Origin of the sequence: Nonomuraea monospora, from assembly GCF_039531895.1 — a bacterium.
In the GTDB taxonomy this organism is placed as follows: domain Bacteria; phylum Actinomycetota; class Actinomycetes; order Streptosporangiales; family Streptosporangiaceae; genus Nonomuraea; species Nonomuraea monospora.
Map to the genome: position 1 here is coordinate 168,761 of NZ_BAAAQX010000014.1, position 25,550 is coordinate 194,310.

Consider the following 25,550-nt stretch of genomic DNA (forward strand, 5'->3'; position numbering starts at 1 on the left):
CAGTATCAAACCTGCTAAACGGTGATTACGTGATGGATGGTGTGCGATGAGGTATGCGGGGCTCGCGCTGGCGTTCGTGTCCTCGTGTTGTTTCGCGTTCTCGGGGCCGATGGCGAAGTACCTCATAGCCGCCGGGCTGGCGCCCATCGAGGCCGTGTGGACACGCATGGCGGGCGCGGGGCTGCTCCTCCTGGCCGCGCTGGCCCTCCTCAGGCCGCGCGCGCTGCGGATCCCCAGGTCCATGCTGCCGTTCTTCGCGCTCTACGCCGTCATGGCGGTGGCCGGGGTGCAGGCGCTGTACTTCGTGGCGATCACGCGGCTGCCGGTGGGGGTCGCGCTGCTGCTGGAGTTCATGGCGCCGGTGATGGTGGTCGCCTGGGTGCGGCTCATCCGCAAGGTACGGCTCGCGCGCGCCGCGTACGTGGGCGCCGTCGTCGCGGTCGTCGGTCTCGGGATCGTCGTGGAGGCGTGGCAGGGGCTCCGGCTGGACGCGCTGGGCCTGCTGCTCGGGCTGCTGGCCGGCGCGTGCTGCGCCGGATACTTCCTGATGAACGACAGCTTCGGCGACGACATCGACCCGCTCGGCCTCATCGCCTGGGGCATGGCGGGGGCGGCCCTGGTGCTCATCCCGTTCGCCCGGCCCTGGGACATCCCGTGGAGCGCCTTCACCGTCACCGCCGCGCCGGAGGGCGGGCTGCGGCTGCCGGTGCTGGGGGCGTACCTGTGGATGGTGCTGATCGCCACCGTGGTCGCGTACATCCTGGGGGTCAACGCCGTGCGGCGGCTGTCGGCCGCCGTGGGCGCCACCGTGGCGTCGCTGGAGGTCATCGGCGGCGCGGTGGTGGCGTGGGCGCTGGTCGGGGAGGCGCTCGGCGTGTTCCAGATCGTCGGCGGCCTGCTCGTGCTCTCGGGCGCGCTGCTCGCCCAGACCGCCACCTCCGGCGGTCACCCGGAGATCGTCGAACAACCCGAGGCGACCCCTGAGGTGGTCAGCTCCCGGCCGGAGACGGCCGGTCCCGGATGATCAGCTTTCGGCGGGGGACGGCCGGTCCGGGGTGAGGCGCCAGACCGTGGACTCGCGGGCCCAGCGCTCGGTCAGGTGCTCGCTGTCGCGCGCGTTGAGCCGCTCCTTGGCCAGCACCGCCACGACGTCGGCCGCCGCCGCCTGATCCACCACCGCCACGGCGGCCTCGAACTCCACCAGCCTGGCCCCGTTGTCCTTGCTGCGCAGCGTGACCCGCACCCGGTCGAGCGCGTCGAGCCCGGGCAGCGCCTGCTCCTCGCCCCCCGTCACGAGGTAGATCGCGCCGTCGTGCCAGGCGTGCCACGCCAGGCGGGGGCGGTCGAGGGTGAGCCAGAGGATGCCGGACTTCTTGGCGCCCTCCTGGATGACGGTGGTGTTATCGCTCACGGATCCGACTGTAACCCGCGAATCACCGCCACCACGATCCTGTCATGGGGGCATGCGGAAGGTTGCTCGCAGCCCCGGTCCGCTTGGGCCGCCGAGCGCTCGGCACCTTCGAGTATTCCGCACCGCCGCAGGGCGTCCTGCTGCACGCGGTGAGCCGGGGCGGACGCCCCTGTGCCGTGTGGCAGGACAGAGCTGCTGTCGGTGCCCGGCCGGGCCGAGCCGTGCGGCTCCGTGCGTGAGGCACGACGGATCATTCGGTATCGATTTCCGCCTCGCCGGTGTAGGTCCGCGGCACGATGGCGCCCACTGACTCGATGAACCGGCGCTCCCTGCGGGCGAGCTCGGCCGCCCGCAGATCGATGAACCTTTCGTCGTCTCCTGCCGCCAGCAAGTCGAAGGCCATATCGGGTATGCCCAGATCACCGAGGCCCGAAGGCGAATGACGCAGGTCATGCAGATACGAGCGCGCCGTGAGGCCCGGATTGACCTCCAGGACCAACCGGTTCGCGGGATTGGATCCATTGGGCAGGCCGGTCTTGTTGGAGATTCTCCGGAACGCCGCAGAGTCCAGGCGCCGGATGGCCTCGACAGCCGAGTACTGCCTCCCTCCGGGAGTTGTTCTCAGCGGAAATTCTGTGAGTTCCCACAGAAGGTAGGCCCGGACGCGTGCACTGCGCAGGTCGAACCTGTCGGGGTAAGGGCGAGCCCGCTGATCGGCGAAGTCGAACATGCCCTGAGTCCCGGCGAACTCAGGCAGGCTCTTCTTCCCGTCGGCGAATGCCCGCATGTCCTGGATGGACTGCCTGCTGGTGGTCGAATTCACACTGGCGAAGCGTCCGGACCATGCTGTGATCCAAAACCATCGGGTCAGCACCTCGACCTGTTCGGCGGAGGGCTCAGGGCGGAGATGGAAGAACAGCGTGAGCAGCATGAGCTGGTTGTTGTAAGGGATGAGCCGGGCGAGCGGGACCCCGAGGTCGTCGCGGAGAAAGGCGACCGCTCTGGACAGGGCGACGTCAGTGTCCTGAACCGCCTGGGAGACCTTGCCCTCCATCCGCCTGGCGAGGACGTCCCATCGGGCACCGGTCACCTCCTCTTCGCCGGCCACGGCGAGCAGGGCACGGAATCCGGTCGTAGAGTTGATCTCCCCGAAGCCTTCGGCTGCGACCCGGTCGAGGATGGCCGCGATGCTGTTCGCGAGGCTTTCCTCGCCGCTGCCTTTGTAGGTGAGGGCGGACACCATCTGGTCAGGGCTCATCGACTGGCCCTTGCTGTTCACCCGGGAGAAGACCTCGACGGCCTGGGCCAGATTACCGCCGAGGAGAGTCACGACCGAGACCTTGTACGACTTGATTCGTTGCGCGACCTGCTCCGCCTCCTCGATCAGTTCGTCATAGAAAGGATCGTCGCCCATGGTCTTGGCCAGGTTGCGGGCGTAGGCGAGAAAGTCCAGGGTTCTGAGCACCGAGCGGATCGGGAGATAGTGCGGGGGCGGTGCGCTGGGATGTTTCCAATGCACATAACGATTGGCACGGGAGTCGCGCTGGCCCAGCGCCCGGTAAATGTGCCAGATCCAGTCCGTGGAATCAATGGGATCGGAGGCGGCGGGACGATAGAGACTGGCGTACAGAGTGGACAGGCGCTGGTGCCCGTCGAGGATGTAGGTCGCACTCTGGCCGGGTGGCACGTCCGGTATCGCTAGGCCGCCGACGTGCTCCAGGCTTTCGAGCGCTGCGGGAGTTTCCCAGAGCAGCATGCTCCCAATGGGATAACCTCGCTCGATGCTGTCGAACAGGTCCAGCATCTGATCGGGGCGCCAGACGAAAGGGCGCTGGAACTTCGGAACCCGAAGCTGGCCCTTGCGGACATTCTCCAGGAAGGTCTCCAGGAGGTTGACATCCGGGCGCACTCCGATCTCATTGGCGGACCCCGCGTACTCCTCGGGGCCGTTCAGCCCTTGTTCGTCTTGCCTGTCAGCCATGCCTGAGTTCCTAGATGATCTCTCGTACCAGTGCGAGCAGCGTCTTCAGTTCTTCGGCCACCGTTGGGCCGAGCGCGGCGAAATCGGTTTCCTTCACGTTGCCTGCCTCTGCCTCCCGATGGAGGACCAAGGTGAGGCCATGCCCGAAGCCGTGCCGTAGTCCGACCCTAACGCTTTCGGCCAGATCGCCGTAGAGGTCCTGCTGTGCGGCAGGGATGGCCGCACAGAAATTCTTGCGATCCCAGAACCCGTTTATGATGTCGAAGTGGGCTCGCTGCGGTGACGTGAGCGTTTTCAGATGACGAATTTTCTCCGTCAGTCTTTCCGGAGGTTCGATGGTCGCGGCTAAAACACGATTGGGAAGGTAGTTCTCCGCCTCGCGGAAGTCCAGGACGTGGCCGGATATCCCGAGTGCCCGCAGTTCGGTCACCGCCGCCTCGTGCTTGGAGCGCTCGCCGGGCATCAGCCGATCACTGTCCAGGAGAAAAGCCACGCGCTTGACCCGCCTGATGGCTGCTTCCTCGTGTCTGACAACCTTGGGCACCTCGCCGCTCCCGCCGCCCTGGACGAACTCGAGCCAGCCCTTCTCGCAGGCCTCAACGATGTCCTTGGCACCGAAGACGTGGGCGAGGGCGAGAATGAACGCCCGGTCGCCTTCCTGGTTCTCCACAACGAACCGCGCCGATCGGCCCAGGTCCCACACATGGTCGGACAAGCTCTCGCGGCCTATGGACACCAGGCGGGAACGTGGCGCCGCTGTGACCGTCCATGCCTGGCTGACCAGGCCCTTGCTTGCGAGCAAGCCGTAGGTCTGGGCCATCTTCGGCGCGTGATCCCGGAAGTAGGCATCGACGCCCCCGAGCTGGCCCGGATCCACCACCCAATCGTGGCGGCTCTCGACGAAGTACTGCATGAGCGTGACGATCAGGCCGAAGCCCTCGGTGGTGAACGCCTCGCCCGTCAGTTCAACTCTCATGGCGCTCGCGGGCGAACTGGGCCTCCGCCAGCTTCTTGGTCTCCTCGAAATCCTCCGAGAAGACACCATTGGGCCAGTAGTCGAGATTGCCGAGATCATCGATGTTGATGCGCCGCACCTGGGATGAGCCCGCGCTGTGATCCACGAAGTGGATGGCCACGTCGTCCGACGATATCCGTCCTTCGGCGATGCGGCGGCGGAGCCGCAGCAACATGGTCTCGCTGTGGGTCTCGATCAGGAAGCGGCCCCTGCCGCGCTTCGCCCCCCCCGATGAACAGGTCTGCCAGCAGTGCGTGAAAGGCCGGATGAAGATGGAGTTCGGGTTCTTCGATCACATGCAGTAACCGTCGGTAAGGAGGCGTGGCGTTCCTGTCGGCCGCCAGTTGCACGAGCAGGGGCAGAACCTGTGCGACACCGGTGCCTGAATCGAGCAGATTGACGCTGAGGGCGGGATCGGCCACCGACCGGAGGTTGACCGAGTACATCGGCCCCTGCGCCTCGATCTCAAGCCGCCAACCGGCGAGACTGTCTCCGAGAAGCTCATTGACGCATTCCAGCAAGGTCCGATCCCCGCGGACGTGATCGTTGACCAGCATGCCCGTGGCATTCTCGCCGGCAGGGCCGACCTCTGCCGCCATCCGCGACGGCAAGCGCGTGAGCCTGGCCGGACGTTGCCTGTAGGCGCTCAGATAGCGAGTGCTCTCGATGTCTTGCCTGATGCTGAAGCGAAGCGATTGAAGCCAGTCGCGCCCGCCGTTGGGTAGGTCGGGGTGGTCGGCTCTGAGGGGGAGCAGCCCGCGGAAGGTGACATGTGTCTCGGCGGAGGGGCCGTCGTTCACGGTCATCGAGTACGTTGCGACGTCGTCCCCGAGCCACTCCAGATGCACCCGTCTGTCCCGGTAGTCGATCTCCAGTTCACTGACGAACTGAGTCCGCCGCTCGGCGATGTTCTGGATCGTCGCCTTCACTCGGATCTCATGACGGAAGTCTCCCGCTGCGAACTCCAGCCCCAGCGCGCGATGCACATTTCCGGCCGTAGACGAGGTCGAGGAAATCGGGCGGGTCGTCGCTGAGAGCGTCGACATCGAGCGGAAGGCTGGAACTCGTGCGAATCCCGGTCTCCAGCAGGAGCGGCAGCCGCGTGAGTGCGCTCTTGCCGGCATTGTTCTTGCCGAGGACCACAGTGATGGGTCGGAGTTCGATCTCCTGCCGCTCCCTGAAGCAACGATAGTTGTCAACCGCCATACGCAGCAGGACCATGGACGCAACCCTAGCTTGATCCCGACTCGTGAGGTCGGCGTTCGGTGTGCGCTGTTTGAGGGTCTACTAGCGTGTCCGCATGCGCTCACGACGTTCTGTGCTGGCCGTGCCCGGCAGCAGCCCCCGGTTCCTGGAGAAGGCCCAGACCCTGCCCGTAGACGAGGTCTTCCTCGACCTGGAGGACTCCGTGGCCCCGCTGGCCAAGGAGGAGGCGCGGGCCAACATCGTGGCCGCCCTGCGCGAGGGCGACTGGACGGGCAAGACGCGTGTGGTCAGGGTGAACGACCTGACGACGCAGTGGACGTACCGCGACGTGATCGAGATCGTCGAGGGGGCGGGAGCGTACCTCGACTGCCTCATGCTGCCCAAGGTGCAGGACCCGACCGAGGTCGTCTGGCTCGACACGCTGCTCACGCAGATCGAGAAGACCATGGGCTACGAAGTGGGCCGCATCGGCATCGAGGCGCAGATCGAGAACGCGCGCGGCCTGGTGAACGCCGACGCCATCGCCGGGTCGTCCGGGCGGCTGGAGACGCTCGTGTTCGGCCCCGCCGACTTCATGGCCTCGATCAACATGCGCACGCTGGTCGTCGGCGAGCAGCCGCCCGGCTACGTCGAGGGCGACGCCTACCACTACATCCTCATGCGGCTGCTGATGGCGGCCAGGATGCACGACCTGCAGGTCATCGACGGGCCCTACTTGCAGATCAAGGACGTCGAGGGGTTCCGCAGGGTGGCGCAGCGGTCGGCGGCGCTCGGGTTCGACGGCAAGTGGGTGCTGCACCCGTCGCAGGTGGACGCCGCCAACGAGGTGTTCTCGCCGTCGCAGGAGGACTATGACCACGCCGAGCTCATCCTGGAGGCGTACGAGTACTACACCTCGGTCGAGAAGCGCGGCGCGGTCATGCTGGGCGACGAGATGATCGACGAGGCCTCCAGGAAGATGGCGCTCGTCGTGGCCGCCAAGGGGCGGGCGGCGGGCCTCGTCCGTACGAAGAGCTTCACACCTTGAAGCCCACGGCGGTGAAGAACCAGAAGGACGAGGTCAGCCAGAGCCCCACGAGCGCCGTGAACGCCAGCCCGCCCAGCACCGGCAGTGTCCAGCCCGGCGTGTCGCGCTTGGGCAGGGCCAGCATCTTCGCGGTGAACACGCCGTAGAAGAAGCAGCCGAGCAGCGAGTGCGCGAGCACGCGCGGGACGTCGTACTGCAGGCCCAGGGCGTACAGGCAGTGGAAGGCCACCGGGATCGTGAGCACGAACGCCAGGCGGCCCGACCAGCGGTGCACGCCGGCGGGGATGTCGATCCCGAGCTTGCCCCACATCGACAGGGCCGAGACCACCTGCACGATCGCCAGCAGGAACGCGCCGGTGGTGAGCCACACCTTCATCGGCAGCGCCGCGGAGAAGCCCGCCACGCCGACGGCGAACCCCGTCGGCGTGTGCGCACGCCCGTACACGCCGAGTGCGAGCACCACCAGGCCGCCGATGGCCAGTGGCACCAGTAGCGAGGCCACGCTGGGGGAACGCCGCTGCTGGTTGATGGCGGTCATTGCATCTCCTCGATGAAGCCGTCGACGTCCTCGGGGCTGACCGTGGTGCCGTCCACGGTCACGGGGGTGGTGGGCTGCTCGCTGTCCAGCGGCGGGATGTCGAGCTGCTCCTCCCCGGCGAAGGCGGCGCCGACCTGGTAGTAGCCGCCGTTCGGGTTCTTGATGACGATCCAGCCGGCGCGCAGCCTGGCGCCCCTGACCATGGCGGTGGCCCGGTACAGGCCCGACGGTTTGACCACCGTGGGGGCCGTGAAGTCCCACTTCTTGCCGCCGACGGAGACCCAGCCCTCGGCGCGGCCGCCGCCCAGTTCGGCCGTCACCTTGGAGCCGGCGTTCGCCACGCCCTTGAGTTGGAGCTCGCCGTCGGCCTCCGAGCCCTTGAACCAGGCCTCGGTCTTGCCGTCGCAGAAGTAGCCGATGGCCTTGCCGTTCCTGACCGAGATGGCGATGAGCGCGCCGTTGCCCTTCACCCGGCCGCCGTAGTCGGCCTTGGCGATCTTCTTGGGCGCCGTCTGCGTGGGGGAGGGCTCCGGCGCCGCGGTGTTCTCCTCCGCCGGTGGTGCTTCCGCAGCGGTGCTGGCGGCCGTTTCCTCGGCCGCCGGTGTCGCGATCGTGCTGGCGACACCTAGCCCCAGGGCGAGCACTGCTCCCGCCGTGAGGGTGATGACAGGTCCCAGCCTTGACATGGACTGCTCCCAGGGTCGAATTGCCTACGACTCCGAGCATCCGCCTAAAACGGTGGACCGTCTGTGAACTTATGCGCATCAAGCGGACAGAATGGAGTTATGCAGGAAAATCCGGGGCCCCAATTTCCGTCCGGCGCTCAGGCGGCCGGGTATCCGTACCCGCAGCCGGCGCCGCCGTGGTTCGTGGCCACCCCGCGCGGGGCCCGGTACGACCACCTCGCCGCGATCCCGGGCGTGCGGCCGTGGCGGGCGATCGTCGGCACGCTGATCGTCGGCGCCGGGTTCCTGGCGATCGGCGTCGTGGTCGTGATCATGTTCATGCTGGGGACGGAGCTGCTCGGCCTGCCCGAGGCCGTGGACCCCGAGACGGGCCTGCCGAGGGGCAACGCCTACGGCCTGGCGATGACGCTGCTGTCCATCGCGCCCGTGCTGCTGGTCGTGCTGGGGGCGGCGGCGCTCGTCCAGCGACGCCGCCCCGGGACGCTCTCGTCCGTGGCGGGACGGCTGCGCTGGTCCTGGATGGCGCGGTGCGCGGCGCTGGCCGTGCTGGCGCTGGTGCTCGGGCAGGCCGCGCAGTGGCTCGCCCTGTCGGTCTCCGGCCTGGACACCGGCATGTTCGGGTGGGCCGGATGGTCGGCGTTCCTGCCGCTGCTCATCGTGATCCTGCTGCTGGTGCCGTTCCAGGCGGCGGCCGAGGAGTACGTCTTCCGCGGCTGGTTCACGCAGGCCGTCGGGGCGCACGTGCGCAACCCGATCTGGTCCATCCTCATCGGGTCGGCGCTGTTCGCGTCGCTGCACGGGTACTCGTGGGCGGGGCTGCTGGACGTGTTCGCGTTCGGGGCCGTGATGGCGTGGCTGGCCGTGCGGACCGGCGGGCTGGAGGCGCCCATCGCGCTGCATGTCGTGAACAACGTGGTGGCCTTCGGGCTCAGCGCGGCGGCGGGCGATCTGGAGGACGCGCTGGATCAAGGGAAGATGCCGGTGCCGTGGCAGGCGCTGGCCGGTACCGTGGTGCAGCTCGGGGTGTATGCGTTTGGTGTGATGTATCTAGCTAAAAAGCAGTCAATCCGCACTATTTCGGAATAAATCCGGCGCAAGGTGCGGGGAATCTCGCTAGAGAGGTCTCGTAATTCCGGCCGAGTCATGCTGGTCTGGATGCTGTCAGTGCGGCACGGGATCCGCCACGCCGCCCTGGAACGGTCCGCGAGAGCGGCCGGGATCGACCTTGTACGACGAGCTCGACTAGGAGGTACGGCGCGTGGCCTCCGGCCCCAGCGAACCGCCACGGCGACCGCCGGAAGACGACGACCCCCGCTCCGAGGGTCCGTCCGAGCCCCATTCCCCTTCTGCAGAGCCCAGGATCAGCCACTCGCCGCCCGGTCCCACCGACGACCGGGCCAGGGGGTTACCGCTGACCTCCCCCTGGGGCATGCCGCCGTTCGCCGCTCCGATTCCCGACGAGGAGCCCCAGGAGCCGCCCAAGGGACGGCGGCCGTACACGTCGCCGACGGCGGAGGCCGAGGAGGAGCCGCGGCGCCGGACCCGGCGCGTGGTCAACCGGCCCGACAAGCTGGTGGCGGGCGGCACGCCGCGGCCCGAGAACGCCGCGCCTGACGCTCCCGGCTACGCCCGGCCCGAGGCCGCCGCCGCGTCCCAGGCGGACGCCCCTGACGGGCCGCGTACGCAGGCTCCTGACTCGCCCCGCTCCGAGCAGGGGGACGCCGGGGACGTGCCCCGGCCCAGGTTCGAGCCCGCCGCGTCGGACGTCCACGTGCCCCGGCCACGCCCCGAGGGCGACGCCGTGGCGCCCGACGAGCCGGCCCGGGACCCTGTGACGGGCAACGGCGAGCGCAAGGACCGCACGCCTCCGTACCGCCTCGTGTACCCCGTACCGAGGGATGAGGCCCCGAACGAAGAGGCCCCGAGCGGGAGCGCCACGAGCGAAGAGGTCCCCAGCGGGAGCGCCCCGAGCGAAGAGGCCCTGAGGGACGAGGCCGCGAGGGAGGAGGCCCTGAGGGAAGAGGCCGCGAGGGAGGAGGCCCTGAGGGAGGAGGCGGACCAGCCACCCGCCACCCCCGAAGACGAGCCCGAGGTGCGGCGCGTAGGCCGCCCCCCGGCGGGCCGCCCCACCCGCCCCGACCTCCTGGTGGCGAAAGGCCCCGCCACCCCCCAGGGCGGCCGCCACCACCGCGGCCCCGCTCCCGCCGCCGTCCGCAGGTCCAGCCCCGCCCGCCGGGGCACCAGGGCCATCCCGATCGTCCTGACGGTGGCCGTGGCGGTCCTGGTGGCGACGGGCGTGCTCGTCTGGCAGTGGAACGACGAGGACACCGCGGGCCTGCGCCTGGAGGCGGGCACCGGACGTTCGGGCGACGAGCTGTTCACGATCCCCGCCGCAGGCGTCGGCACCGACCAGAAGCTCAACGACATGACGTCGGTGGGCCGCGCGGTGGTGGCGGTGGGCAGCGACACGACCAGCCCGACCCCGCGCCCGCTCTTCCTGTTCTCCCCGAACGGCGGCAAGACGTGGCGGCTGGGCCAGGTGAACGGCGCCTCCACGGCGATCGTGCGGCGCGTGGTGGGCGGCGAGGGCAGGTGGCTGGCCAGCGGCGGCGACGAGAGCACCGGCGAGCGCGGCCTGTGGACCAGCACCGACGGTTACAGCTGGACGGCCGTGGAGTCGTCTGGGCTGGCCGCGTTCCGCCCCGGTGACCGCATCGAGGACATCGCGCGGACCGGGTCGGGGTTCGTCGCGGTCGGGCGCACGACGGGCGACGACGGCGGCACGGGCCCGGCGGCCTGGCGTTCTGACGAGGGCCGGGCCTGGGAGCGCGTGGAGACGAGGGAGCTGGGAGTACGGGAGCTGAAGGCCGTGGTCGCCAAGGGTGACACGGTCGTGGCCATCGGAGTCCCCGCGGACGGCGAGGGATCGCGGGTGCTGCGCTCGGCGAACGGCGGGCGTGACTGGCAGGCGACCGGCTTCCAGCTCCCTGAGGCCACCGATCCCCGTGCGGGGACGGTGGCGGTGCTGCCCAAGCAGTTCGTGCTGGTGCCGACGCGGCGCCGCACGGTGGAGGGCGACGTGCGCGTCTACTGCTCCCCGACCGGGGCGCAGTGGTCGCAGTGCGGGTCCATCGGCGGCCTCCCGGCCGAGAGCCCGGGCGTGGAGTCGGTGATCTCCTATCCGTCCGGGGTGGCCGCGATCAGTCCTGGCGCGATGGGCTCGTACACGGTGCTGACCAGCACGGACGGGCGTTCGTGGAGCAAGCGCGCCGATCTCGGCAACCTGACGGGCGCGACGTTGCGCGGGTTCACGATCTCCGACGGCGGCACCCTGTTCGCCGGCGGCGACCGGGCGGCGTCCGACGTGGACAACCAGCTCGTGCTCATGGCGGCGCCGCCGCGCGGCGACGCCTCGCGCGTGCAGCTCGGCGAGGTGGCGGGCCTGAACAGGATCGCCCGTGAGACGAACGCGCTGACCAGCTACGACGGCCGGTACGTGGCCGTCGGCTCCGCCTCGGGCGACGCCGGGCTGTGGACGGTCAAGAACTGGCAGAGCTGGAAGTCCATGAGCCTGGGCGGCGCCGGCAGGCAGACGCTGGAGGACGTCACGCACGGCGGGCGCGGCTGGCTGGCGGTCGGCGGCACCGAGCCGAACGTCGGCGTCACCGACCCCCTGCTCGTCACCTCCACGGACGGCGAGAGCTGGAAGCGGGTCAGCGTCACCGGCGACCTGGCCCGCCACTCCGACCAGCCCTACCTGCGCACCGACGTGGTGACGGCGGGCAAGGAGGGTTACGTGCTGGCCGGCGAGTCGAAGGACCAGGCGGGCACGGTCAGCGCCGCGATGTGGTTCACGCCCGACATGCGCAAGTACACCCGGTCCAACAAGCTGCCGCAGGGCGGCGCCGGCGTGCGCGTGCACGACGCCGTCGCCAGCGGTGAGGGGTACGTGGCCGTGGGCGGCTCGGGCGGCGCCGACCAGGAGCGCACGGTGGTCTGGTACTCGGCGGACGGCGTCAACTGGACGGCCCGCGACAGCGTGTCCCCGCCGGGCGCCTCCTCGGCCGGGCTCCGGCGGATCGCCTCGTACCAGGGCAAGCTCGTGGCGATCGGCACGGCGCTGACGAACGGGTCGCGGCGCGCGTTCGCCGCCGTCTCGGAGGACGACGGAGAGAGCTGGGAGACGGCGTGGCTGCCCGCTGACCAGGCGGCGGCCGTGTACGACCTGGCGGCGGCGCCTGAGGGCCTCGTGGCGGTCGGCTGGCACGGTGTGCCGGGCGAGGGCGACAGCGCGGCCTGGACGTCGCAGGACGGGCTGTCGTGGAACCGTATGGCGCTCACCAGGGACCGCCTGGCGGGGCAGGGCACGCAGTGGTTGTCGGCGGTCGCGGTGGACGGGGCGGAGGTCGTGGCGCTCGGCCGCTCCACGACGTACAGCGCCGACCACCTGATCCTGTGGACCTCCAGCCTGACCTCGAACCGGTAGGGGCCTACTGGCGGGGGAGCACGCCCCACTCGGTGAGGGCGGCCAGGAGGCCGTCCGTCAGCGGCAGCCGTTCCAGGTCCGCCTGGTCGCACCAGCGCACGTCCGCCGCGTCGTCCCCCGCGGCGGGCGTGCCCGCGGACACGGTGGCGAGGTAGTCGCGGATCACGTACGTGACCCCGCCGGGCCCCGGCCGGTCCACGGCGCCCGCCAGGCGTGCGACCGTCACGTGCAGCCCGGTCTCCTCAAGCACCTCGCGCCGCACTCCGGCCTCATCGTCCTCACCGGGCTCCAGCCGTCCGCCCGGGACGGACCACAATCCCCTGCCCGGCGGGCGGCCCCGCTGCACGAGCAGAAGACGGTCGAAGGCGTCGAAAATGATCGCGCCGACACAATTTACGCGCACATGACCAAGATTACGACGGGATAACGGTCACCGGCCTTGACGTGGCCGTGCCGGAGAAAGCACCGTGGGTAGTTGTGAGAGCGGCTCCAACCTGTCCACGGTGCTTTGGCCCGCTTCACGGGCCCAGCGCCTGGTCGTCTGCGTTCAGATGTGACTCGCACGGTGATGTCCTGCCGTATCAGCCTCCGTGGCCGCCGACCAGCACCGCGCTGGAGGCAATGCGCAAGAGCTCCGTCGTGCCCGTGTGGCTGCCATGGCCGTTGCCCGCCGGCTGGCTGGTGACCGGCTTCGGCGAGGTCGGCGACCAGCGCACCGGCGCGCGCGCCAGCCTGGTCGCGCTGACCGGGCCGTCGCTGACGGAAGGGCCGGCGGACCTCCTCCTCATCGCCGAGGAGCCGGGCATCGGGCTGGGCGCCGCGTTCGCCGGGCTCGACGGGCCCGACCCCGGCGAGGGGTTCGACGCGGGCCCGCCGAACGCGAAGATCGCCGTGCTGGGCCACCCCACCGCGCTGTGGTGCGTGGACGGCCAGAGCGACCGGGCCGTCTACGCGGGCGAGGCGATGGGCAACTGGCTGTGGGCGATCGCCTGGCCGGCCGACGCGGGCTGCATGATCGCGCTCGCCGAGCTGTCGCTGCTCGACGCCCGCGATCACGAGCTGGACGTCCCGTTCGGGGCGTTTTCTCCGAGACTCGAAGATTAGCGATTCGCGCTGTCAGGGGAACGGACTAGAGTGCGGAGGCGTGACAGCGCGTATCGAGCGAGTGGTGACCGAGGGAGTCGTCGAGATCGACGGCACCGAACACAAGGTCGAGAACAACACCTGGATCGTGGGTGACGACGACGAGGTGATCGTCATCGACGCCTCGCGTGACGCCGACAAGATCCTGGAGCAGGTCGGCGAGCGGGAGGTGCTGGCCGTCATCTGCACGGCGGGCCTGCCCGACCACGTGGGCGCCGCGATCGAGGTGGCCAGCAGGGACGAGGCAGTCGTCGCCCTGCATCCCAAGGACAAGCCCCTGTGGCGGGAGACCTGGCGGGAGACCTGGCCCGACATCGACATGGAGGACGACGGCATCTTCGGCGTGGCCGACGTCCAGCTCGACGTCATGGAGACGCCCGGCGTCTCGCCCGGCGGCGTCTCGCTCTACTGCGAGGCGCTCGGGGCCGTGTTCACGGGCAAGGCCCTGCAGGCCGACGGCCCCGGCAAGCTGGGCGGCGAGTATCCCGCCCTGGCCGACCAGCTCACCTCGATCGGCGGGCGGCTGTTCACGCTGCCCGGCGACACGCGGGTGCTGGCCGCGCACGGCGACGAGGTCACCATCGGCGACCTGGAGCCGCACTTCGACGACTGGGTCTCCGGCTCGCTGACCCGCGTCGACACCGAGGCCGAGAGCGAGGGCCCGCTCACCGACGGCACCAGGATCTCCGGGATCAAGCTGGGCGACGACTGAGGTGCAGGGCCAGCTACCGCTGGAAGGGATGCCGCGGCGGCTCTACTCGTGCACGCCGTCGCGGTTGAACACCTGGCTCGACTGCCGCCGCCGCTACCGGTTCACCTACCTCGACCGGCCGCAGCCGTCGAAGGGGCCCGCGTGGGCGCACAACAGCGTGGGTGCGAGCGTGCACAACGCGCTGGCGGGCTGGTGGCGGGAGCCGTACGACCGCAGGACCCCGCTGACGGCGTCCATCCTGCTCACGAACGGGTGGATCACCGAGGGGTTCAGGGACGCCGAGCAGTCGGCGCGCTGGCTGGGCCGCGCCCGCGACCTCGTGTCCGGATATGTCGCGACTCTGGATCCGTCCGACGATCCGGTCGGCGTCGAGCGCACGGTCGCCACGCGGACCAAGGTCATCGCCCTGTCCGGCCGCATCGACCGGCTCGACCGGCGCGGCGACGAACTGGTCGTGGTCGACTACAAGACCGGCCGCCGCCCGCTCACCCAGGACGACGCCCGCTCCTCGCTGGCCCTGGCCGTGTACGCCGTGGCGGCCTCGACCATGATGCGCACCCCGTGCCGCACGGTCGAGCTGCACCACCTGCCCACCGGCGAGATCGTCGAGTGGCGGCACACCGAGGAGTCCCTGGCCCGGCACCTGACCAGGGCGGAAGAGGTCGCCATGGAGGCGTCCGAGGCCGACGACCGCTACCGCGCCGCCATGGGCGAGCGGCCGGGGCCGCGCCGCCCCGCCGGAGAGCGGCAGACCGTCGGCCCCGCCGAGGTGCCCGCCGACGTCGACAAGCTGTTCGCGCCCAGCCCCGGGCCGATCTGCTCCTGGTGCGACTTCCGCCGCCACTGCCCCGAGGGCCTGGCCGCCGGTCCGGAACGCCAACCTTGGGATGGTCTGGCCGAATAGCGGTTATGCACCTCATGTGAAACCTGTGGGCCGGTTACCGGCGGTGGTGGCGCTGGGTTCGCTGTTCAACCCGCTGAACTCGTCCATGATCTCCGTCGGGCTGGCCGACATCGAGGCCGAGTTCCACGTCGGGATCGCCGCGGTGACCTGGCTCGCGGCCGGGTTCTACCTGGTCGGGATCGCGGTGCCGCCGGTGACGGGCTCGCTGGCGGACCGGTTCGGGCCGCGGCTGGTGTTCTGCGCGGGGCTGGTCACGATGGGCGTCACCGGGGTGCTGGCCGCGCTGGCGCCGTCGTACCCGGTGCTGGTGGCCGTGCGGCTGCTGCAGGCGCTGGGGAGCTGCGCGACGATGCCCGCGGGCATGGCCGTCATCCAGGCCGTGATGCCGGGCGAGGACGGCAGGCCGCCGCCGCGCGCCATCGCCACGATCTCGATGGTGCTCACCGCCAGCGCCGCCGCCGGGCCCGTGCTCGGCGGGTTCCTGGTCGCGCTGTGGGGATGGCGGGCGATCTTCCTGGTCAACGTGCCGCTCGCCGCCGTCGCGCTCGCCGCGGCGCTGCGCTGGATGCCCAAGGTGCGCGTGGACGGGGCCCGCGAGGCGATCCTGCCCCGGCTGAGCGGCGGGCTGCTGGCCACCTGCGTCCAGTTCGCGCTCGGGAACGTGGTCTTCTACCTGGCCTTCTTCGCGGTGCCGCTGTGGGCGCGCAGCGTCGCGGAACTGCCCGCGCACGTCGCGGGGCTGCTCGTGCTGCCGCTGGCCGGGCTGGGCATCGTGGCCACGCCCCTGGCGGTGTCGCTGGCCAGGCGGGCAGGGCTGCGCGTGCTGCTGGTGTCGGGCTCTGCCCTGCTGCTCGCCGGCTCCTGCCTGATGGTGCCCGCGCGTACGGTGTGGCTCGTGCTGGTGGCCGCGGCGCTGCTCGGCGTGTCGGCGGCCTTCACCCAGTTCGCGCTCAACTCGCTGGTGTTCGTGCACGCCGACCGGCGCGACACCGGGGCCGCCGTGGGCGTCTTCCAGGCGTCCAGGTACGTCGGCGCCGGCACCGCGGCGGCCCTGCTCGGCGTGCTGTTCGAACGGGCGGGGCTGGGCGGCGGCGCCTGGCTCATGGCGGGCGCGTCCGCGGCGGCGCTGACCGGGGCCGTGCTGCTGCCCGTCAGGCGTCGCGCGGCCAGCGGCGAGGATCGGTCACGCCCTTGAGCCCCTTGCCGACGTCGTAGCCCGCCGCGCCCAGGCGCTCCCTGGACGCGCGCAGCATCTGCCGGGTGCCGGGCATGAAGGCCAGGTCGTGCACGGGCTCGGGCAGGGAGTTCAGGCCCAGCCTGAACGCCTTCAGCGCCGCCGTGACGGCCGCGCCGGGCACCTCCGGCAGCGCGCCGTACATGCGCCTGGCCCAGTCGGGCAGCGTGTAGTAGCAGAGCGCGCCGAACGGGAAGTAGACGGGCTTGCCCGGCGACAGCAGGCGCAGCTCGCGCGGCAGCCGCGGCCACAGCAGGAACCGCACGGTCGAGGCCGCCTCGGGCGTCACCCGCAGGCTGGGCCGCAGCTGCTTGAAGTAGGCGTCCATCTCGGCGCACGAGCCGGGCACGTCGTCGAGGTGCAGGCCCACGTAGGTGGCGCTCCTGCGCTGCTCGTGCAGGTAGCGGTCGGCCTGGCGCTCGCTCAGCCCCAGCCCGCCGCGCCTGGCCACCTCCAGGTACGACGAGACCTCCGCGCAGTGCACCCACAGCAGCAGCTCGGGATCGTCGACCCGGTGCGTCCTGCCGGTCTCGGGATCGCGGATGCGCAGCGACCTGTGGATGGCGCGCACCCGCCTGCCGATCTCGTCGGCCTCGCCCGGGCTGCCGAACGTCACCCGCCCCACGAAGTCGGCGGTGCGGCGCAGGCGGCCGAAGGGGTCGTCCTGGAAGTTGGAGTTCTGCCAGACGCCCAGCATGGCCAGCGGGTGCAGCGCCTGCAGCATGAGGCCGCGCACCCCGCCCACCCACATCGAGCGGTCGAGATGCACCTGCCAGGTCGCGCTCCGCGGCGGCTGGGCGGCGATTTCCTCCATGGTAAGTACATGGTTACACCGCATTGGACCGGATGTCCAAGAAGTGTTTTTCCGCCGCGTTCCAGAACCTCACCAGAGCCGCCGCCGTCGTCTCCGGCGCCTCCACGGACGGGGAGTGCACCGCACCCGGCACGACCACGCACTCGGCGCCCAGCCTGGCCGCCATCTCCGACTGCGACTCGGGCGGCCAGCCGTCGTCGTGCTCGCCGTACAGCACGAGGGTGGGCACCTCGATCTGGCGCAGCTCGTCGGTGCGGTCGTGCATGGACAGCACCTGCTCGGCCATGCACGACAGGCCCGTGGGGGAGTTGGCGAGCAGGCGCTTGCGCAGGAATTGCAGGATCTCGTCGGACACGTCCTGGGCCAGCGCCTCCGGCTCGAACCTGGCGTGCCAGATCGCCTCCAGGCCCAGCGACGGCACCTCTTCCATGATCTTCCTGCCGTTACCGGCCCGCCTGCCCTCGATCGCCCCCGGGCCCGAGCCCATCAGCGTGAACGAGGCGAACCGCGTGCGCCCGTCGATCACCGCCTCCCTGCCCACCAGCCCGCCGAACGAGTGCCCCACCAGATGAACGGGGTCGCCGGCGCCGAGGACCTGGGCGAGCGCGTCCACGTCGGACCCGAGGGCCGCGCACGTGTAGGCGGCGGGATCGTCGGGGCCCGGAGTCTCGTACTGGCCGCGCAGATCGATCGCCACCACCCGGCGGCCCGACTGCGCCAAGGTCATCAGGACCGCGATGAAGTCTTCCTTGCTGCCCGTCAGCCCGGGAACCAGGAGCGCGGGCCAGCGCTCAACCACACCGCTGACCGGAACGGCCTCCAGGGCCGCGAACGTGCCCTGTGACGTCTCGATCTTCTGCGGTGTGACGCCAGGAGGCAGGTCGAGGAATCGCGGCGTACTCACGTGGGGCAACAATACCCAGAGGTCAGCGCCTCGACACCGGCATGTCCACTACGCTGGTGCGAGTTCTGAGGAGTTGTGAGGTATGCGCGATCTCGACATCCGGCCCGCCACCTCGTGGGACGACATGCGGACGGTCTTCGGGCCACGGGGCGCCTATTCCGGGTGCTGGTGCATGTGGTTCCGGCTCTCCGGACCGGAATTCCGCGACACGCCCGCCGACGGGCGCAGGGAGCGGCTCCAGGGGCTCGTGGAGGGCTCTGAGAGGGCGCCTGGGGTGCTCGCGTACCTGTCGGGGGCTCCTGTGGGGTGGTGCGCTGTGGCGCCGCGTGAGGAGCACGCACGGCTGCTCCGGTCCCCCGTCGTGCGGCCCGCCACCCCTGGGGAGGCTGGGGTGTGGTCGGTGACCTGTTTCTACGTGCGGCGGGAGGGGCGGGGGCGCGGGGTGTCCGCCGCTCTGCTTCACGGGGCCGTGGAGTATGCCGCGTCGCAAGGGGCCCGGGTGGTCGAGGGGTATCCCAAGGACTCCGAGAAGCGGGTGGGGGCCGAGGAGCTGTACCACGGGTGGCGGGGCCTGTTCGAGGGGGCGGGGTTCGAGGAGGTCGAGCGGCGGTCGCCGACGCGGCCCATCATGCGGCGCACGCTGACGTGACTCACGGCTGACGGTCGCGGGCATGCGAAAGGCGCGCACCCTGGCATGGGTGCGCGCCCCTCTGGACGTGCCTACCGGCCGTACGTCAGCCGGCGCGACGCCGGTTGCCGCCGCCGCCACCACCGCCACGGGACTGGCGGCGCTGCTGCTTGCGCTCGGTCGCGGCCGACGGCGCGATGTCGTCGTCGTCCGTCGCCAGATCCGGCGACTGGAAGATCACCGTGAACGGGCTGGGCGGGATGATCCGCTCCGGCTCCCTGCGCACCGGCGGAGGCGGCGTCGCCAGGAAATTCGCCTCGAACTCGGGTTGGGCCACAGGCGACTGAGCGACAGGCGCCTGCGCGGCAGTCGGCTGGCCGACCGTCTCGACGCTTCCCGCCTCACCTGCACCCGCGCTCCTGCGCGCCGCCGGACGCGTACTACGCCTCACAGGCGCCTCCTCCACGCTCTCGATCACACTCTCAGCCCCGCTCTCGACCACGTTCTCGACCTCGGCCTCGGCAACGGCCTCCTCGACGGGAGCCCGCCGCGTACGGCCGCGCGTGGCGGCCGGCGCCGTGCTCTCCTCGACGGAAGCGGGAGCCTCCGCCTTGCGCGAGCGGGTGCGCTTGACCGGCGCCGCCTCAGGGGCGTCGGAGAGCGCCTGCTCGATGGCCGAGGAAGCGGCGCCCCTGCGCGTACGTGCGCGCTTGGGCTCGGCCGCCGCCTGGATCTCGTCCGCGGTGAAGATGGCTGGAGTCTCCTCCGTCTTGGCATCCACGAGTTCGACCTCCGGCCTCTCGACGGGTGCGGCCTCCGCCAGCTCCCTGCCGCCGCGGGTGCGGCGACGCTGGCGGGGCGTACGGGCAGCGGGGCGCTCCTCGCGCTCCTCACGGCGTCGCCCGCCACGGGTGCGGGTCCGGCCGGTCTCGCCGAGGTCCTCGATGCGCTCCGCCGACAGCCCCGCGCGTGAACGCGAGGCGTGCGGCAGGACGCCCTTGGTGCCCTCGGGGATGGCGAGTTCGGAGTAGACGTGCGGCGAGGTGGAGTAGGTCTCCTCGGGCTCGGCGAAGTCGAGCCCGAGCATCTGGTTGATCATCTTCCAGCGGGTCAGCTCCTCCCACTCCACGAACGTGACCGCGATGCCCGTGCGCCCGGCCCGGCCGGTACGGCCGATGCGGTGCACGTAGGTCTTGTCGTCGGTGGGGCAGTCGTAGTTGACCACGTGGGTGACGTCGTCGATGTCGATGCCGCGGGCGGCCACGTCGGTGGCCACCAGCACGTCGATCTTGCCGTTGCGGAACGCGCGCAGCGCCTGCTCGCGCTGGCCCTGGCCGAGGTCGCCGTGGACGGCCGCGACCGCGAAGCCGCGCGTGTCGAGCTGCTCGGCGACCATGTCGCAGGCCCGCTTGGTCTCACAGAAGACCATGGTGAGCCCGCGACCGTCGGCCTGCAGCAGCCGCGACACGATCTCGATCTTGTCCATGCGGTGCGTGCGCCACACGATCTGGCGCACCTGCGGCGTGGCCTCGCCCTCGCCGCTCTCGTGCTCGGCGCGTACGTGCGTCGGGCGGTTGAGGTACTTGCGCGACAGAGCGACGATCTCACCCGGCATCGTCGCCGAGAACAGCATCGTCTGCCGCTGTTCGGGGATCAGCTTGAAGATCCGCTCGATGTCCGGCAGGAAGCCCAGGTCGAGCATCCGGTCGGCCTCGTCGAGGACGAGCGAGGTGATCTGACTCAGATCGAGGTGCTTCTGCTTGACCAGGTCGAGCAGCCGGCCGGGGGTGCCGACGATGACGTCGACCCCGGCCTTGAGCGCCTCGACCTGCGGCTCGTACGCGCGCCCGCCGTACACGGTGAGGACCCTTGAGCCGAGCTTGCCCGCCGCGGTCACGAGGTCCTCGCTGACCTGCGTGGCGAGCTCACGGGTCGGTACGACGACCAGCCCGCGGGGCTTCTTGCGGTTCTTGCGCGGCTTGCCGATGCTCTGCAGCATCGCGATGCCGAACGCGTAGGTCTTGCCCGTGCCCGTGCGCGCCTGGCCGATCAGGTCCTGGCCGCTCAGCGCGAGCGGGAGCGCCATCTCCTGGATGGGGAACGGTGTGACGATGCCCTCGGTCTCGAGGGCATCGGCGATCTCTGGTGTGACTCCGAGGTCTCGGAAAGTCGTCAGCGTGGCCTGCCTCAGTCTCAAATGAAGGCGGGCCTGCCGGGACCGACGGGCGGAAAACGCCCCCGTTTTGTGGGTCCTCGCGGTAGAGCCAGCCCTCTCGCGTCATCAGCGACCGCGCACCCGGGGAATCGGGGGGTAATCGGGGGATTCCCCCGAATTAACACAGTGCGGTCGCACTTTCACAGAGCAGTGTACTCGATACCACAACGCTGACCGAGCTTGCGTATGTTCCCGCAGATTCTGAGAAGTACGCTGCCTTCCATGAAGGAGTCTCCTGGAGTCGTCGACCTGCTCGGTGTGCTGGCCTACGCGGAGCTCAGCGCGTACGCGCGCATGACGGAGGACGCGGCCACCCTGGCACCCTCCCTCGCCGACAGGGCGGCGCTGAGTGAGCTGGCCGTGACCGAGTACGCCCACTTCCGCCTCCTGCGCGACCGGCTGACCGAACTCGGCGCCGATCCCGACGCGGCGATGTCTCCGTTCGTGGGCGCCCTCGACGGCTGGCACACCCAGACGAAGCCGGCCGACTGGCTCCAGGCGCTGGTCAAAACGTACGTGGGCGACGGCATCGCGCTCGACTTCTACCGCGAGGCGGCCAGGCTGCTCGACCCGTCGATCGTCAAGCTGGTGGACGAGGTGCTGGTCGACGAGGAACGCTCACAGTTCGCCGTCGAACGCGTCAGGGCCGGCATCGAGGCCGAGCCCGCGGCGGCCGGACGGCTGGCGCTGTGGGCGCGGCGGCTGGTCGGCGAGGCCCTGAGCCAGGGCCAGCAGGTCGCCTCCGCGCGGCCGGAGCTCGCCCTGCTCCTCATGGAGTCGCAGCAGGAGGGCCAGACGGATATCTCCCGGCTTTTTGCCAAACTGACCGAGGAGCACAACAAGCGCATGGCGGCCATGGGCATCTGAACGGGTCTTGCCATCGGGCGGCGCGCGGGCACGCGACGGTTGTAGCGTGCCGGGCATGAGGGCCTCGCGCCGCTACGGCAGTTCCCTGACGAGATGTGGACCGAACCGCTGGACCACCCGGGCCGTGCTGCGGAGGGAGAGCATTCGCTGCCCGGCCTCCGACCCGAGGTGTGATGCGGTCATCCGGCCTCGGCTTCCCCGCGGTTGCCACCTGACTTCCTCCCGCCCCTGACGCGCCCGCCAAAATCCCGCGCAGGGCACGCCGAAGGCCCGCCCGCCAGATCCCGCGCAGGGCACGAACCCGCGCAGGGCACGCCCACGGCCCGCCCGCCAGATTCCCGCGCAGGACACGCCCACGTGCCCGCGCAGCGCACTGACCGCGCCCCGTGCAGAGCGGTGCCCGGTGCAGAGCGGTGCTTCGCGCAAAGCCCGTGCAAAGCGGCGCCCCGGCATGAGCGGCGGGCTGCGCCATTCACGCCGACGGGCTCGCGCAGCTACGCGGACGAGCTGCGCGGCGCGCGACGGCGCCCCCTGATGGGCGGCTCGTGAAGGGTACGGCGCGCCAGCCGTACCCCCCCGCCCCGCCGGGCCGCTAGAGCGTGCCGCCGAAGCCGACCGGCCTGGACTCGTCCTCGCCGATCTCGACGAACCCGAGCGAGGCCACCGGCACCACGACCCGCCTGCCCTTCACGTCGGTGATCGCGAAAACACCGCCGCGATCGGCGGAAAGGGCGTTCCTGATCTCCTCTTCGACCTGCTCGGCGCTGAGGTCGGTCTCGACAACGAGTTCGCGGTGTACGGAGCGTACGCCGATCTTGACTTCCATCGTGGCTCCCTAGTCGACGGGCTTGCTCACTCCCATCGTCGCCGGTCGGCCCCGCGAGAGGGCCGATGATCGCGCCAAGCGAACGGGTTATGCCGTACGCGGAAAACCGCTGATGCCCCGCCACGCCAGCCGGGCCATGAGCTGCTCGGCCGCGTCCTTGGGGATCGAGCCCTGCGTGGTCACCCAGTAGCGGGCACTCACCTCGGCCATGCCGACCAGCCCGACCCCGAGCAGGTGCGCCTCGTCACTGGTGCACCCGGTGTCCTCCTGGATCAGCTCGCTGACCATCTCGGCGCACTCGCGCAGCGAACGCTCCACCCGCTGCCGCACCGGCGCGACGTTGCGCAGGTCGGACTCGAAGACCAGGCGGAACGCCTCGCCCTGGCTGGAGACGAAGTCGAAGAACGCGCTGAAGGTGGCCTGGACGCGCAGCTTGTTCTCGTGCGTGGAGGCCAGCGCCTCGCGGCACCGGTTGACCATGTCGTCCACGTGCAGATCGAGCAGCGCGAGGTAGAGCTCCAGCTTGCCGGGGAAGTGCTGGTAGAGCACCGGTTTGCTGACCCCGGCCCGCTCGGCGATCTCGTCCATGGCGGCCGCGTGATAGCCGTTCTCCACGAACACTTCCTGCGCGGCGCTCAGGAGCTGCCGGCGTCGGGCCAGTCGGGGCAGCCGGGTGCCCCGGGGCTTGGCATCCGGGGTTGCGGTCACGCGGGTCTCCATTGGTCTCTCAGGCGGGCTGTGGGTGTCAGGCGTTCCCACGCAGCGCACATCCTACGTGCCGGTAGGTCACGCGTCGGCGGCGGTCGCCGGTGCGGGACCGCTCCGGTGCAGGTCACCGACGCCAAGCCAGGCATCGGGCCGGTACGGAACCGGCATCGGACGGACGCCGCCCCGACACCGCTCCCACATCGGAGCGACGCCCGGCCGGCGTCGCCCGCGCACCGGCTCAGCGGTAGTCGTCGTCGTCGAGATCGACCACACGGTCCTGGTCGGCCGCGTCGGCCGGGTCGACGTCCAGCGGCAGCTCGCGACGCAACCGCCCCACGGTCTGGAGCACCTCGCGCTGCTGCTCGGCCGCGTCGGCCTCCGGCGTCTCGATCGACCTCTCCCCCTCCTCGTCGGCGTAAGGGCCTTCGTCCCCGCGTATGTCCATCTCCGACATCTTCAGGTCCCCCTCTCGGTGCGGACGGAACCAGCCTACGCCCGGCCGAAAAGGTCGCCGCGCTTCTCCACCCTGGCGAGAGCGTCGGGCGCGGTGAACACCAGGTCGTCGGGGTGTTCACAGCTCTCGACCTCCTTCCACGTCAGCGGGGTCGAGACCGTCGGCTGCTCCCTGGCCCGCAGTGAGTACGGGGCGACGGTGGTCTTGGCCGGGTTGTTCTGGCTCCAGTCGATGAACACCTTGCCAGGCCGCAGCTTCTTCGTCATCACGCTGACGATCTGGTCAGGGTGCTGCTTCTCCAGGAGCTGGGCCAGTCTCTTGGCGTACGCGGACGGCTCCTCGCGGCAGTCCCAGTCGGCGTACAACTGCATGCCCTTGCTCCCGCTGGTCTTCGGCAGGGCCTTCAGGCCCTCCTGCTCGAGCACGTCGCGCAGCAGGACGGCCACCCGGGTGCATTCGACGATCGTGGCGGGCGCGCCGGGGTCGAGGTCGAACACGAGCGTGTCGGGCGGCAGCGCCTGGCCGTCCTCGTCCACGCGCCACTGCGGCACGTGCAGCTCCAGTGCGGCGAGGTTGGCGTAGTAGACGAGTGTGGGCAGGTCGTCCACGACGGCGAAGTCGATGGTCTCGCGGTTCTTGGTGCTGCCGGGGGCGGGCAGGGTCACGCGCCTGACCCAGCCGGGGGTGTGGTCGGGGGCGTTCTTCTCGAAGAACGACTGGCCGGTGACGCCGTTGGGGTAGCGCTTGACGGTCAGGGGACGGCCGCGCAGGTGGGGGAGCAGGACGGGGGCGATCCGGCTGTAGTAGTCGATGACCTCGGCCTTGGTGAAGCCGTAGTCGGGGTAGAGGACCTTGTCCAGGTTGCTCAGGGTGAGCTCGCGCCCGTCCACCTTGACCGGCACTTTCATCGCGTCACCTCCGCGGGGAGCTTGTCGGGGCGCAGACCGCGCCAAACGGGGTGGCGCAGCCGTTGCTCGTCGGTCCACATCGTGTAGGCCACCTCCCCGACCAGAGCCGGCCTAACCCACCGATTCCTCCACGGAACCTCGTTGCAGAACGGGCTGCGGGGGATCTCCAGCGGTCGCAGCAACTGGTACAGCTCGTCCAGCACCGCGTCGGTGAAGCCCGTGCCGACGTGGCCGACGTACGTCAGCCCGGTGTCCGTGAACATCCCCATGACGAGCGAGCCGACCCCGCCCGAGCGCCGCCCCTTGCCGGGTTTCCAGCCGCCGATCACGACCTCGCGGGTGGCCAGGTTCTTGACCTTGATCCACCAGGGTGAGCGGACGCCGGACCGGTAGGGGGAGTCGAGCCGCTTGGCGATCACGCCTTCCAGGCCCTGCTGGGACGTGGCCGAGAGCAGGTCGGACTCGCCGGGGAAGTAGGGCGGCGCGCCGATGTCCAGCTCGTCCAGCAGCGCCCTGCGGTCGCGGTAGGACAGCTCGAACAGCGGCATGCCGTCGAGGTAGAGCAGGTCGAACGGGACGTACGTGATCGGGTACAGCTCCAGCATGACCGGCTCTGGGTCGATCAGGTGCATGCGCCGCTGCAGCCGTTCGAAGCTGGGCCTGCCTTGCTGGTCGAGGGCCACGACCTCACCGTCGATGATGGCGTTCTTCAGCCCGAAACCGGAAATTTCCGGATATCTGCGCGTGTATTCGGCTCCATGCCTCCCCGTGACCCTCATCCCACCGTCAAGATGGATGAGGGCGCGGATGCCGTCCCACTTGACCTCGAGGCCGTACTGATCGCGTTCGGACGGTAGTTCCCCAGGTACGGCCAGCATCGGTT

Annotated in this window: 27 protein-coding genes; 10 read left to right on the plus strand and 17 right to left on the minus strand. The window is 70.3% G+C overall.

Annotated elements, in window-relative coordinates; genetic code table 11:
• Window positions 1-46: 46 nt before the first annotated feature.
• A complete protein-coding gene (locus ABD331_RS26960) occupies window positions 47-1,024 on the plus strand; it encodes an EamA family transporter (RefSeq protein ID WP_344480087.1) in 978 nt (325 codons plus the stop codon).
• Here the strand turns inward: ABD331_RS26960 and ABD331_RS26965 are convergent, their stop codons facing one another.
• From ABD331_RS26965 to ABD331_RS26990, 6 genes are all read right to left on the minus strand, one after another.
• Entirely contained in the window at window positions 1,025-1,411 is a 387-nt protein-coding gene (locus tag ABD331_RS26965; protein WP_344480089.1) for a hypothetical protein, read from the minus strand. It abuts the gene before it with no gap.
• Between the two features lie 250 nt (window positions 1,412-1,661).
• Window positions 1,662-3,392 (minus strand): DUF262 domain-containing protein, encoded by a 1,731-nt coding sequence (locus tag ABD331_RS26970; RefSeq protein WP_344480092.1) that lies wholly within the window; start codon window positions 3,390-3,392, stop codon window positions 1,662-1,664.
• A 10-nt stretch (window positions 3,393-3,402) separates the two neighbouring features.
• Window positions 3,403-4,368, minus strand: a complete 966-nt coding sequence (locus ABD331_RS26975) for a hypothetical protein (protein WP_344480095.1) — start codon at window positions 4,366-4,368, stop codon at window positions 3,403-3,405.
• Window positions 4,358-4,486 (minus strand): hypothetical protein, encoded by a 129-nt coding sequence (locus tag ABD331_RS26980; RefSeq protein ID WP_344480097.1) that lies wholly within the window; start codon window positions 4,484-4,486, stop codon window positions 4,358-4,360. The genes ABD331_RS26975 and ABD331_RS26980 overlap by 11 nt, the downstream gene beginning before the upstream one ends.
• Window positions 4,464-5,336: a hypothetical protein gene (locus tag ABD331_RS26985; protein WP_344480101.1), complete on the minus strand. Its 873-nt coding sequence runs from the start codon at window positions 5,334-5,336 to the stop codon at window positions 4,464-4,466. The genes ABD331_RS26980 and ABD331_RS26985 overlap by 23 nt, the downstream gene beginning before the upstream one ends.
• A 7-nt stretch (window positions 5,337-5,343) precedes the next feature.
• Window positions 5,344-5,628, minus strand: a complete 285-nt coding sequence (locus tag ABD331_RS26990) for an AAA family ATPase (RefSeq protein WP_344480104.1) — start codon at window positions 5,626-5,628, stop codon at window positions 5,344-5,346.
• A 79-nt stretch (window positions 5,629-5,707) separates the two neighbouring features.
• On the opposite strand from ABD331_RS26990, the gene ABD331_RS26995 reads away from it, so the two are divergent.
• A complete protein-coding gene (locus ABD331_RS26995) occupies window positions 5,708-6,640 on the plus strand; it encodes an HpcH/HpaI aldolase/citrate lyase family protein (protein ID WP_344480108.1) in 933 nt (310 codons plus the stop codon).
• Here the strand turns inward: ABD331_RS26995 and ABD331_RS27000 are convergent.
• A complete protein-coding gene (locus ABD331_RS27000; RefSeq protein ID WP_344480111.1) occupies window positions 6,630-7,178 on the minus strand; it encodes a DUF6529 family protein in 549 nt (182 codons plus the stop codon). The genes ABD331_RS26995 and ABD331_RS27000 overlap by 11 nt on opposite strands.
• Window positions 7,175-7,864: a hypothetical protein gene (locus ABD331_RS27005; RefSeq protein ID WP_344480114.1), complete on the minus strand. Its 690-nt coding sequence runs from the start codon at window positions 7,862-7,864 to the stop codon at window positions 7,175-7,177. The genes ABD331_RS27000 and ABD331_RS27005 overlap by 4 nt, the downstream gene beginning before the upstream one ends.
• Before the next feature lie 99 nt (window positions 7,865-7,963).
• On the opposite strand from ABD331_RS27005, the gene ABD331_RS27010 reads away from it, so the two are divergent.
• Both ABD331_RS27010 and ABD331_RS27015 read left to right on the plus strand, forming a co-directional pair.
• Complete coding sequence (locus ABD331_RS27010) at window positions 7,964-8,950, plus strand: CPBP family intramembrane glutamic endopeptidase (protein WP_344480118.1); 987 nt, start codon at window positions 7,964-7,966, stop codon at window positions 8,948-8,950.
• A gap of 343 nt (window positions 8,951-9,293) precedes the next feature.
• Window positions 9,294-12,350 (plus strand): hypothetical protein, encoded by a 3,057-nt coding sequence (locus ABD331_RS27015; RefSeq protein WP_344480123.1) that lies wholly within the window; start codon window positions 9,294-9,296, stop codon window positions 12,348-12,350.
• A gap of 4 nt (window positions 12,351-12,354) precedes the next feature.
• Here the strand turns inward: ABD331_RS27015 and ABD331_RS27020 are convergent, their stop codons facing one another.
• Window positions 12,355-12,753 carry an NUDIX hydrolase gene (locus ABD331_RS27020; protein WP_344480126.1) on the minus strand — a complete coding sequence of 133 codons (399 nt, stop codon included), beginning with the start codon at window positions 12,751-12,753 and terminating at the stop codon, window positions 12,355-12,357.
• Between the two features lie 74 nt (window positions 12,754-12,827).
• Here ABD331_RS27020 and ABD331_RS27025 point away from each other — a divergent pair, with 74 nt between their 5' ends.
• The 4 genes from ABD331_RS27025 (at window position 12,828) to ABD331_RS27040 (ending at window position 16,304) form a co-directional block, all read left to right on the plus strand.
• Window positions 12,828-13,454: a DUF6758 family protein gene (locus ABD331_RS27025; protein WP_344480129.1), complete on the plus strand. Its 627-nt coding sequence runs from the start codon at window positions 12,828-12,830 to the stop codon at window positions 13,452-13,454.
• Window positions 13,455-13,494: 40 nt separating this feature from the next.
• Complete coding sequence (locus tag ABD331_RS27030) at window positions 13,495-14,205, plus strand: MBL fold metallo-hydrolase (RefSeq protein WP_344480132.1); 711 nt, start codon at window positions 13,495-13,497, stop codon at window positions 14,203-14,205.
• Between the two features lie 64 nt (window positions 14,206-14,269).
• Complete coding sequence (locus ABD331_RS27035; RefSeq protein ID WP_344480135.1) at window positions 14,270-15,109, plus strand: RecB family exonuclease; 840 nt, start codon at window positions 14,270-14,272, stop codon at window positions 15,107-15,109.
• A 16-nt stretch (window positions 15,110-15,125) separates the two neighbouring features.
• Complete coding sequence (locus ABD331_RS27040) at window positions 15,126-16,304, plus strand: MFS transporter (protein ID WP_344480138.1); 1,179 nt, start codon at window positions 15,126-15,128, stop codon at window positions 16,302-16,304.
• Here the strand turns inward: ABD331_RS27040 and ABD331_RS27045 are convergent.
• On the minus strand, window positions 16,261-17,157 hold the full coding sequence (locus ABD331_RS27045; protein WP_344480141.1) for an oxygenase MpaB family protein: 897 nt from the start codon (window positions 17,155-17,157) through the stop codon (window positions 16,261-16,263). The genes ABD331_RS27040 and ABD331_RS27045 overlap by 44 nt on opposite strands.
• Before the next feature lie 13 nt (window positions 17,158-17,170).
• Complete coding sequence (locus tag ABD331_RS27050; protein ID WP_344480144.1) at window positions 17,171-18,061, minus strand: alpha/beta fold hydrolase; 891 nt, start codon at window positions 18,059-18,061, stop codon at window positions 17,171-17,173.
• A gap of 82 nt (window positions 18,062-18,143) precedes the next feature.
• On the opposite strand from ABD331_RS27050, the gene ABD331_RS27055 reads away from it, so the two are divergent.
• Window positions 18,144-18,710, plus strand: a complete 567-nt coding sequence (locus tag ABD331_RS27055) for a GNAT family N-acetyltransferase (RefSeq protein ID WP_344480148.1) — start codon at window positions 18,144-18,146, stop codon at window positions 18,708-18,710.
• An 85-nt stretch (window positions 18,711-18,795) separates the two neighbouring features.
• Here ABD331_RS27055 and ABD331_RS27060 read toward each other — a convergent pair whose 3' ends face one another.
• Entirely contained in the window at window positions 18,796-20,775 is a 1,980-nt protein-coding gene (locus tag ABD331_RS27060) for a DEAD/DEAH box helicase (RefSeq protein ID WP_344480151.1), read from the minus strand.
• Window positions 20,776-21,126: 351 nt separating this feature from the next.
• Here ABD331_RS27060 and ABD331_RS27065 point away from each other — a divergent pair, with 351 nt between their 5' ends.
• Entirely contained in the window at window positions 21,127-21,771 is a 645-nt protein-coding gene (locus tag ABD331_RS27065; RefSeq protein WP_344480154.1) for a ferritin-like fold-containing protein, read from the plus strand.
• Between the two features lie 592 nt (window positions 21,772-22,363).
• Here ABD331_RS27065 and ABD331_RS27070 read toward each other — a convergent pair.
• From ABD331_RS27070 to ligD (ABD331_RS27090), 5 genes are all read right to left on the minus strand, one after another.
• Entirely contained in the window at window positions 22,364-22,597 is a 234-nt protein-coding gene (locus ABD331_RS27070; protein ID WP_344480157.1) for a DUF3107 domain-containing protein, read from the minus strand.
• Between the two features lie 87 nt (window positions 22,598-22,684).
• Entirely contained in the window at window positions 22,685-23,305 is a 621-nt protein-coding gene (locus ABD331_RS27075; protein WP_185100948.1) for a TetR/AcrR family transcriptional regulator, read from the minus strand.
• Between the two features lie 238 nt (window positions 23,306-23,543).
• Window positions 23,544-23,750 (minus strand): hypothetical protein, encoded by a 207-nt coding sequence (locus tag ABD331_RS27080; protein WP_344480164.1) that lies wholly within the window; start codon window positions 23,748-23,750, stop codon window positions 23,544-23,546.
• A 44-nt stretch (window positions 23,751-23,794) separates the two neighbouring features.
• Window positions 23,795-24,667, minus strand: coding sequence for a non-homologous end-joining DNA ligase (gene ligD, locus ABD331_RS27085; RefSeq protein WP_344480167.1), 873 nt, complete (start codon window positions 24,665-24,667; stop codon window positions 23,795-23,797).
• Entirely contained in the window at window positions 24,664-25,545 is an 882-nt protein-coding gene (gene ligD, locus ABD331_RS27090) for a non-homologous end-joining DNA ligase (protein ID WP_344480170.1), read from the minus strand. Before ligD (ABD331_RS27090) ends, ligD (ABD331_RS27085) begins: the two co-directional genes overlap by 4 nt.
• Window positions 25,546-25,550: the final 5 nt, after the last annotated feature.

What these genes read in the sequence shown, in the direction of transcription:
- ABD331_RS26960 (WP_344480087.1), top strand. Translation starts at nt 47, where the DNA reads ATGAGGTATGCGGGGCTCGCGCTGGCGTTCGTGTCCTCGTGTTGTTTC.
- ABD331_RS26970 (WP_344480092.1), bottom strand. Translation starts at nt 3,392, where the DNA reads ATGGCTGACAGGCAAGACGAACAAGGGCTGAACGGCCCCGAGGAGTAC.
- ABD331_RS26975 (WP_344480095.1), bottom strand. Translation starts at nt 4,368, where the DNA reads ATGAGAGTTGAACTGACGGGCGAGGCGTTCACCACCGAGGGCTTCGGC.
- ABD331_RS26990 (WP_344480104.1), bottom strand. Translation starts at nt 5,628, where the DNA reads ATGGTCCTGCTGCGTATGGCGGTTGACAACTATCGTTGCTTCAGGGAG.
- ABD331_RS26995 (WP_344480108.1), top strand. Translation starts at nt 5,708, where the DNA reads ATGCGCTCACGACGTTCTGTGCTGGCCGTGCCCGGCAGCAGCCCCCGG.
- ABD331_RS27000 (WP_344480111.1), bottom strand. Translation starts at nt 7,178, where the DNA reads ATGACCGCCATCAACCAGCAGCGGCGTTCCCCCAGCGTGGCCTCGCTA.
- ABD331_RS27005 (WP_344480114.1), bottom strand. Translation starts at nt 7,864, where the DNA reads ATGTCAAGGCTGGGACCTGTCATCACCCTCACGGCGGGAGCAGTGCTC.
- ABD331_RS27010 (WP_344480118.1), top strand. Translation starts at nt 7,964, where the DNA reads ATGCAGGAAAATCCGGGGCCCCAATTTCCGTCCGGCGCTCAGGCGGCC.
- ABD331_RS27015 (WP_344480123.1), top strand. Translation starts at nt 9,294, where the DNA reads ATGCCGCCGTTCGCCGCTCCGATTCCCGACGAGGAGCCCCAGGAGCCG.
- ABD331_RS27045 (WP_344480141.1), bottom strand. Translation starts at nt 17,157, where the DNA reads ATGGAGGAAATCGCCGCCCAGCCGCCGCGGAGCGCGACCTGGCAGGTG.
- ABD331_RS27055 (WP_344480148.1), top strand. Translation starts at nt 18,144, where the DNA reads ATGCGCGATCTCGACATCCGGCCCGCCACCTCGTGGGACGACATGCGG.
- ABD331_RS27060 (WP_344480151.1), bottom strand. Translation starts at nt 20,775, where the DNA reads ATGGCGCTCCCGCTCGCGCTGAGCGGCCAGGACCTGATCGGCCAGGCG.
- ABD331_RS27065 (WP_344480154.1), top strand. Translation starts at nt 21,127, where the DNA reads ATGAAGGAGTCTCCTGGAGTCGTCGACCTGCTCGGTGTGCTGGCCTAC.
- ABD331_RS27070 (WP_344480157.1), bottom strand. Translation starts at nt 22,597, where the DNA reads ATGGAAGTCAAGATCGGCGTACGCTCCGTACACCGCGAACTCGTTGTC.
- ABD331_RS27080 (WP_344480164.1), bottom strand. Translation starts at nt 23,750, where the DNA reads ATGGACATACGCGGGGACGAAGGCCCTTACGCCGACGAGGAGGGGGAG.
- ligD (WP_344480167.1), bottom strand. Translation starts at nt 24,667, where the DNA reads ATGAAAGTGCCGGTCAAGGTGGACGGGCGCGAGCTCACCCTGAGCAAC.
- ligD (WP_344480170.1), bottom strand. Translation starts at nt 25,545, where the DNA reads ATGCTGGCCGTACCTGGGGAACTACCGTCCGAACGCGATCAGTACGGC.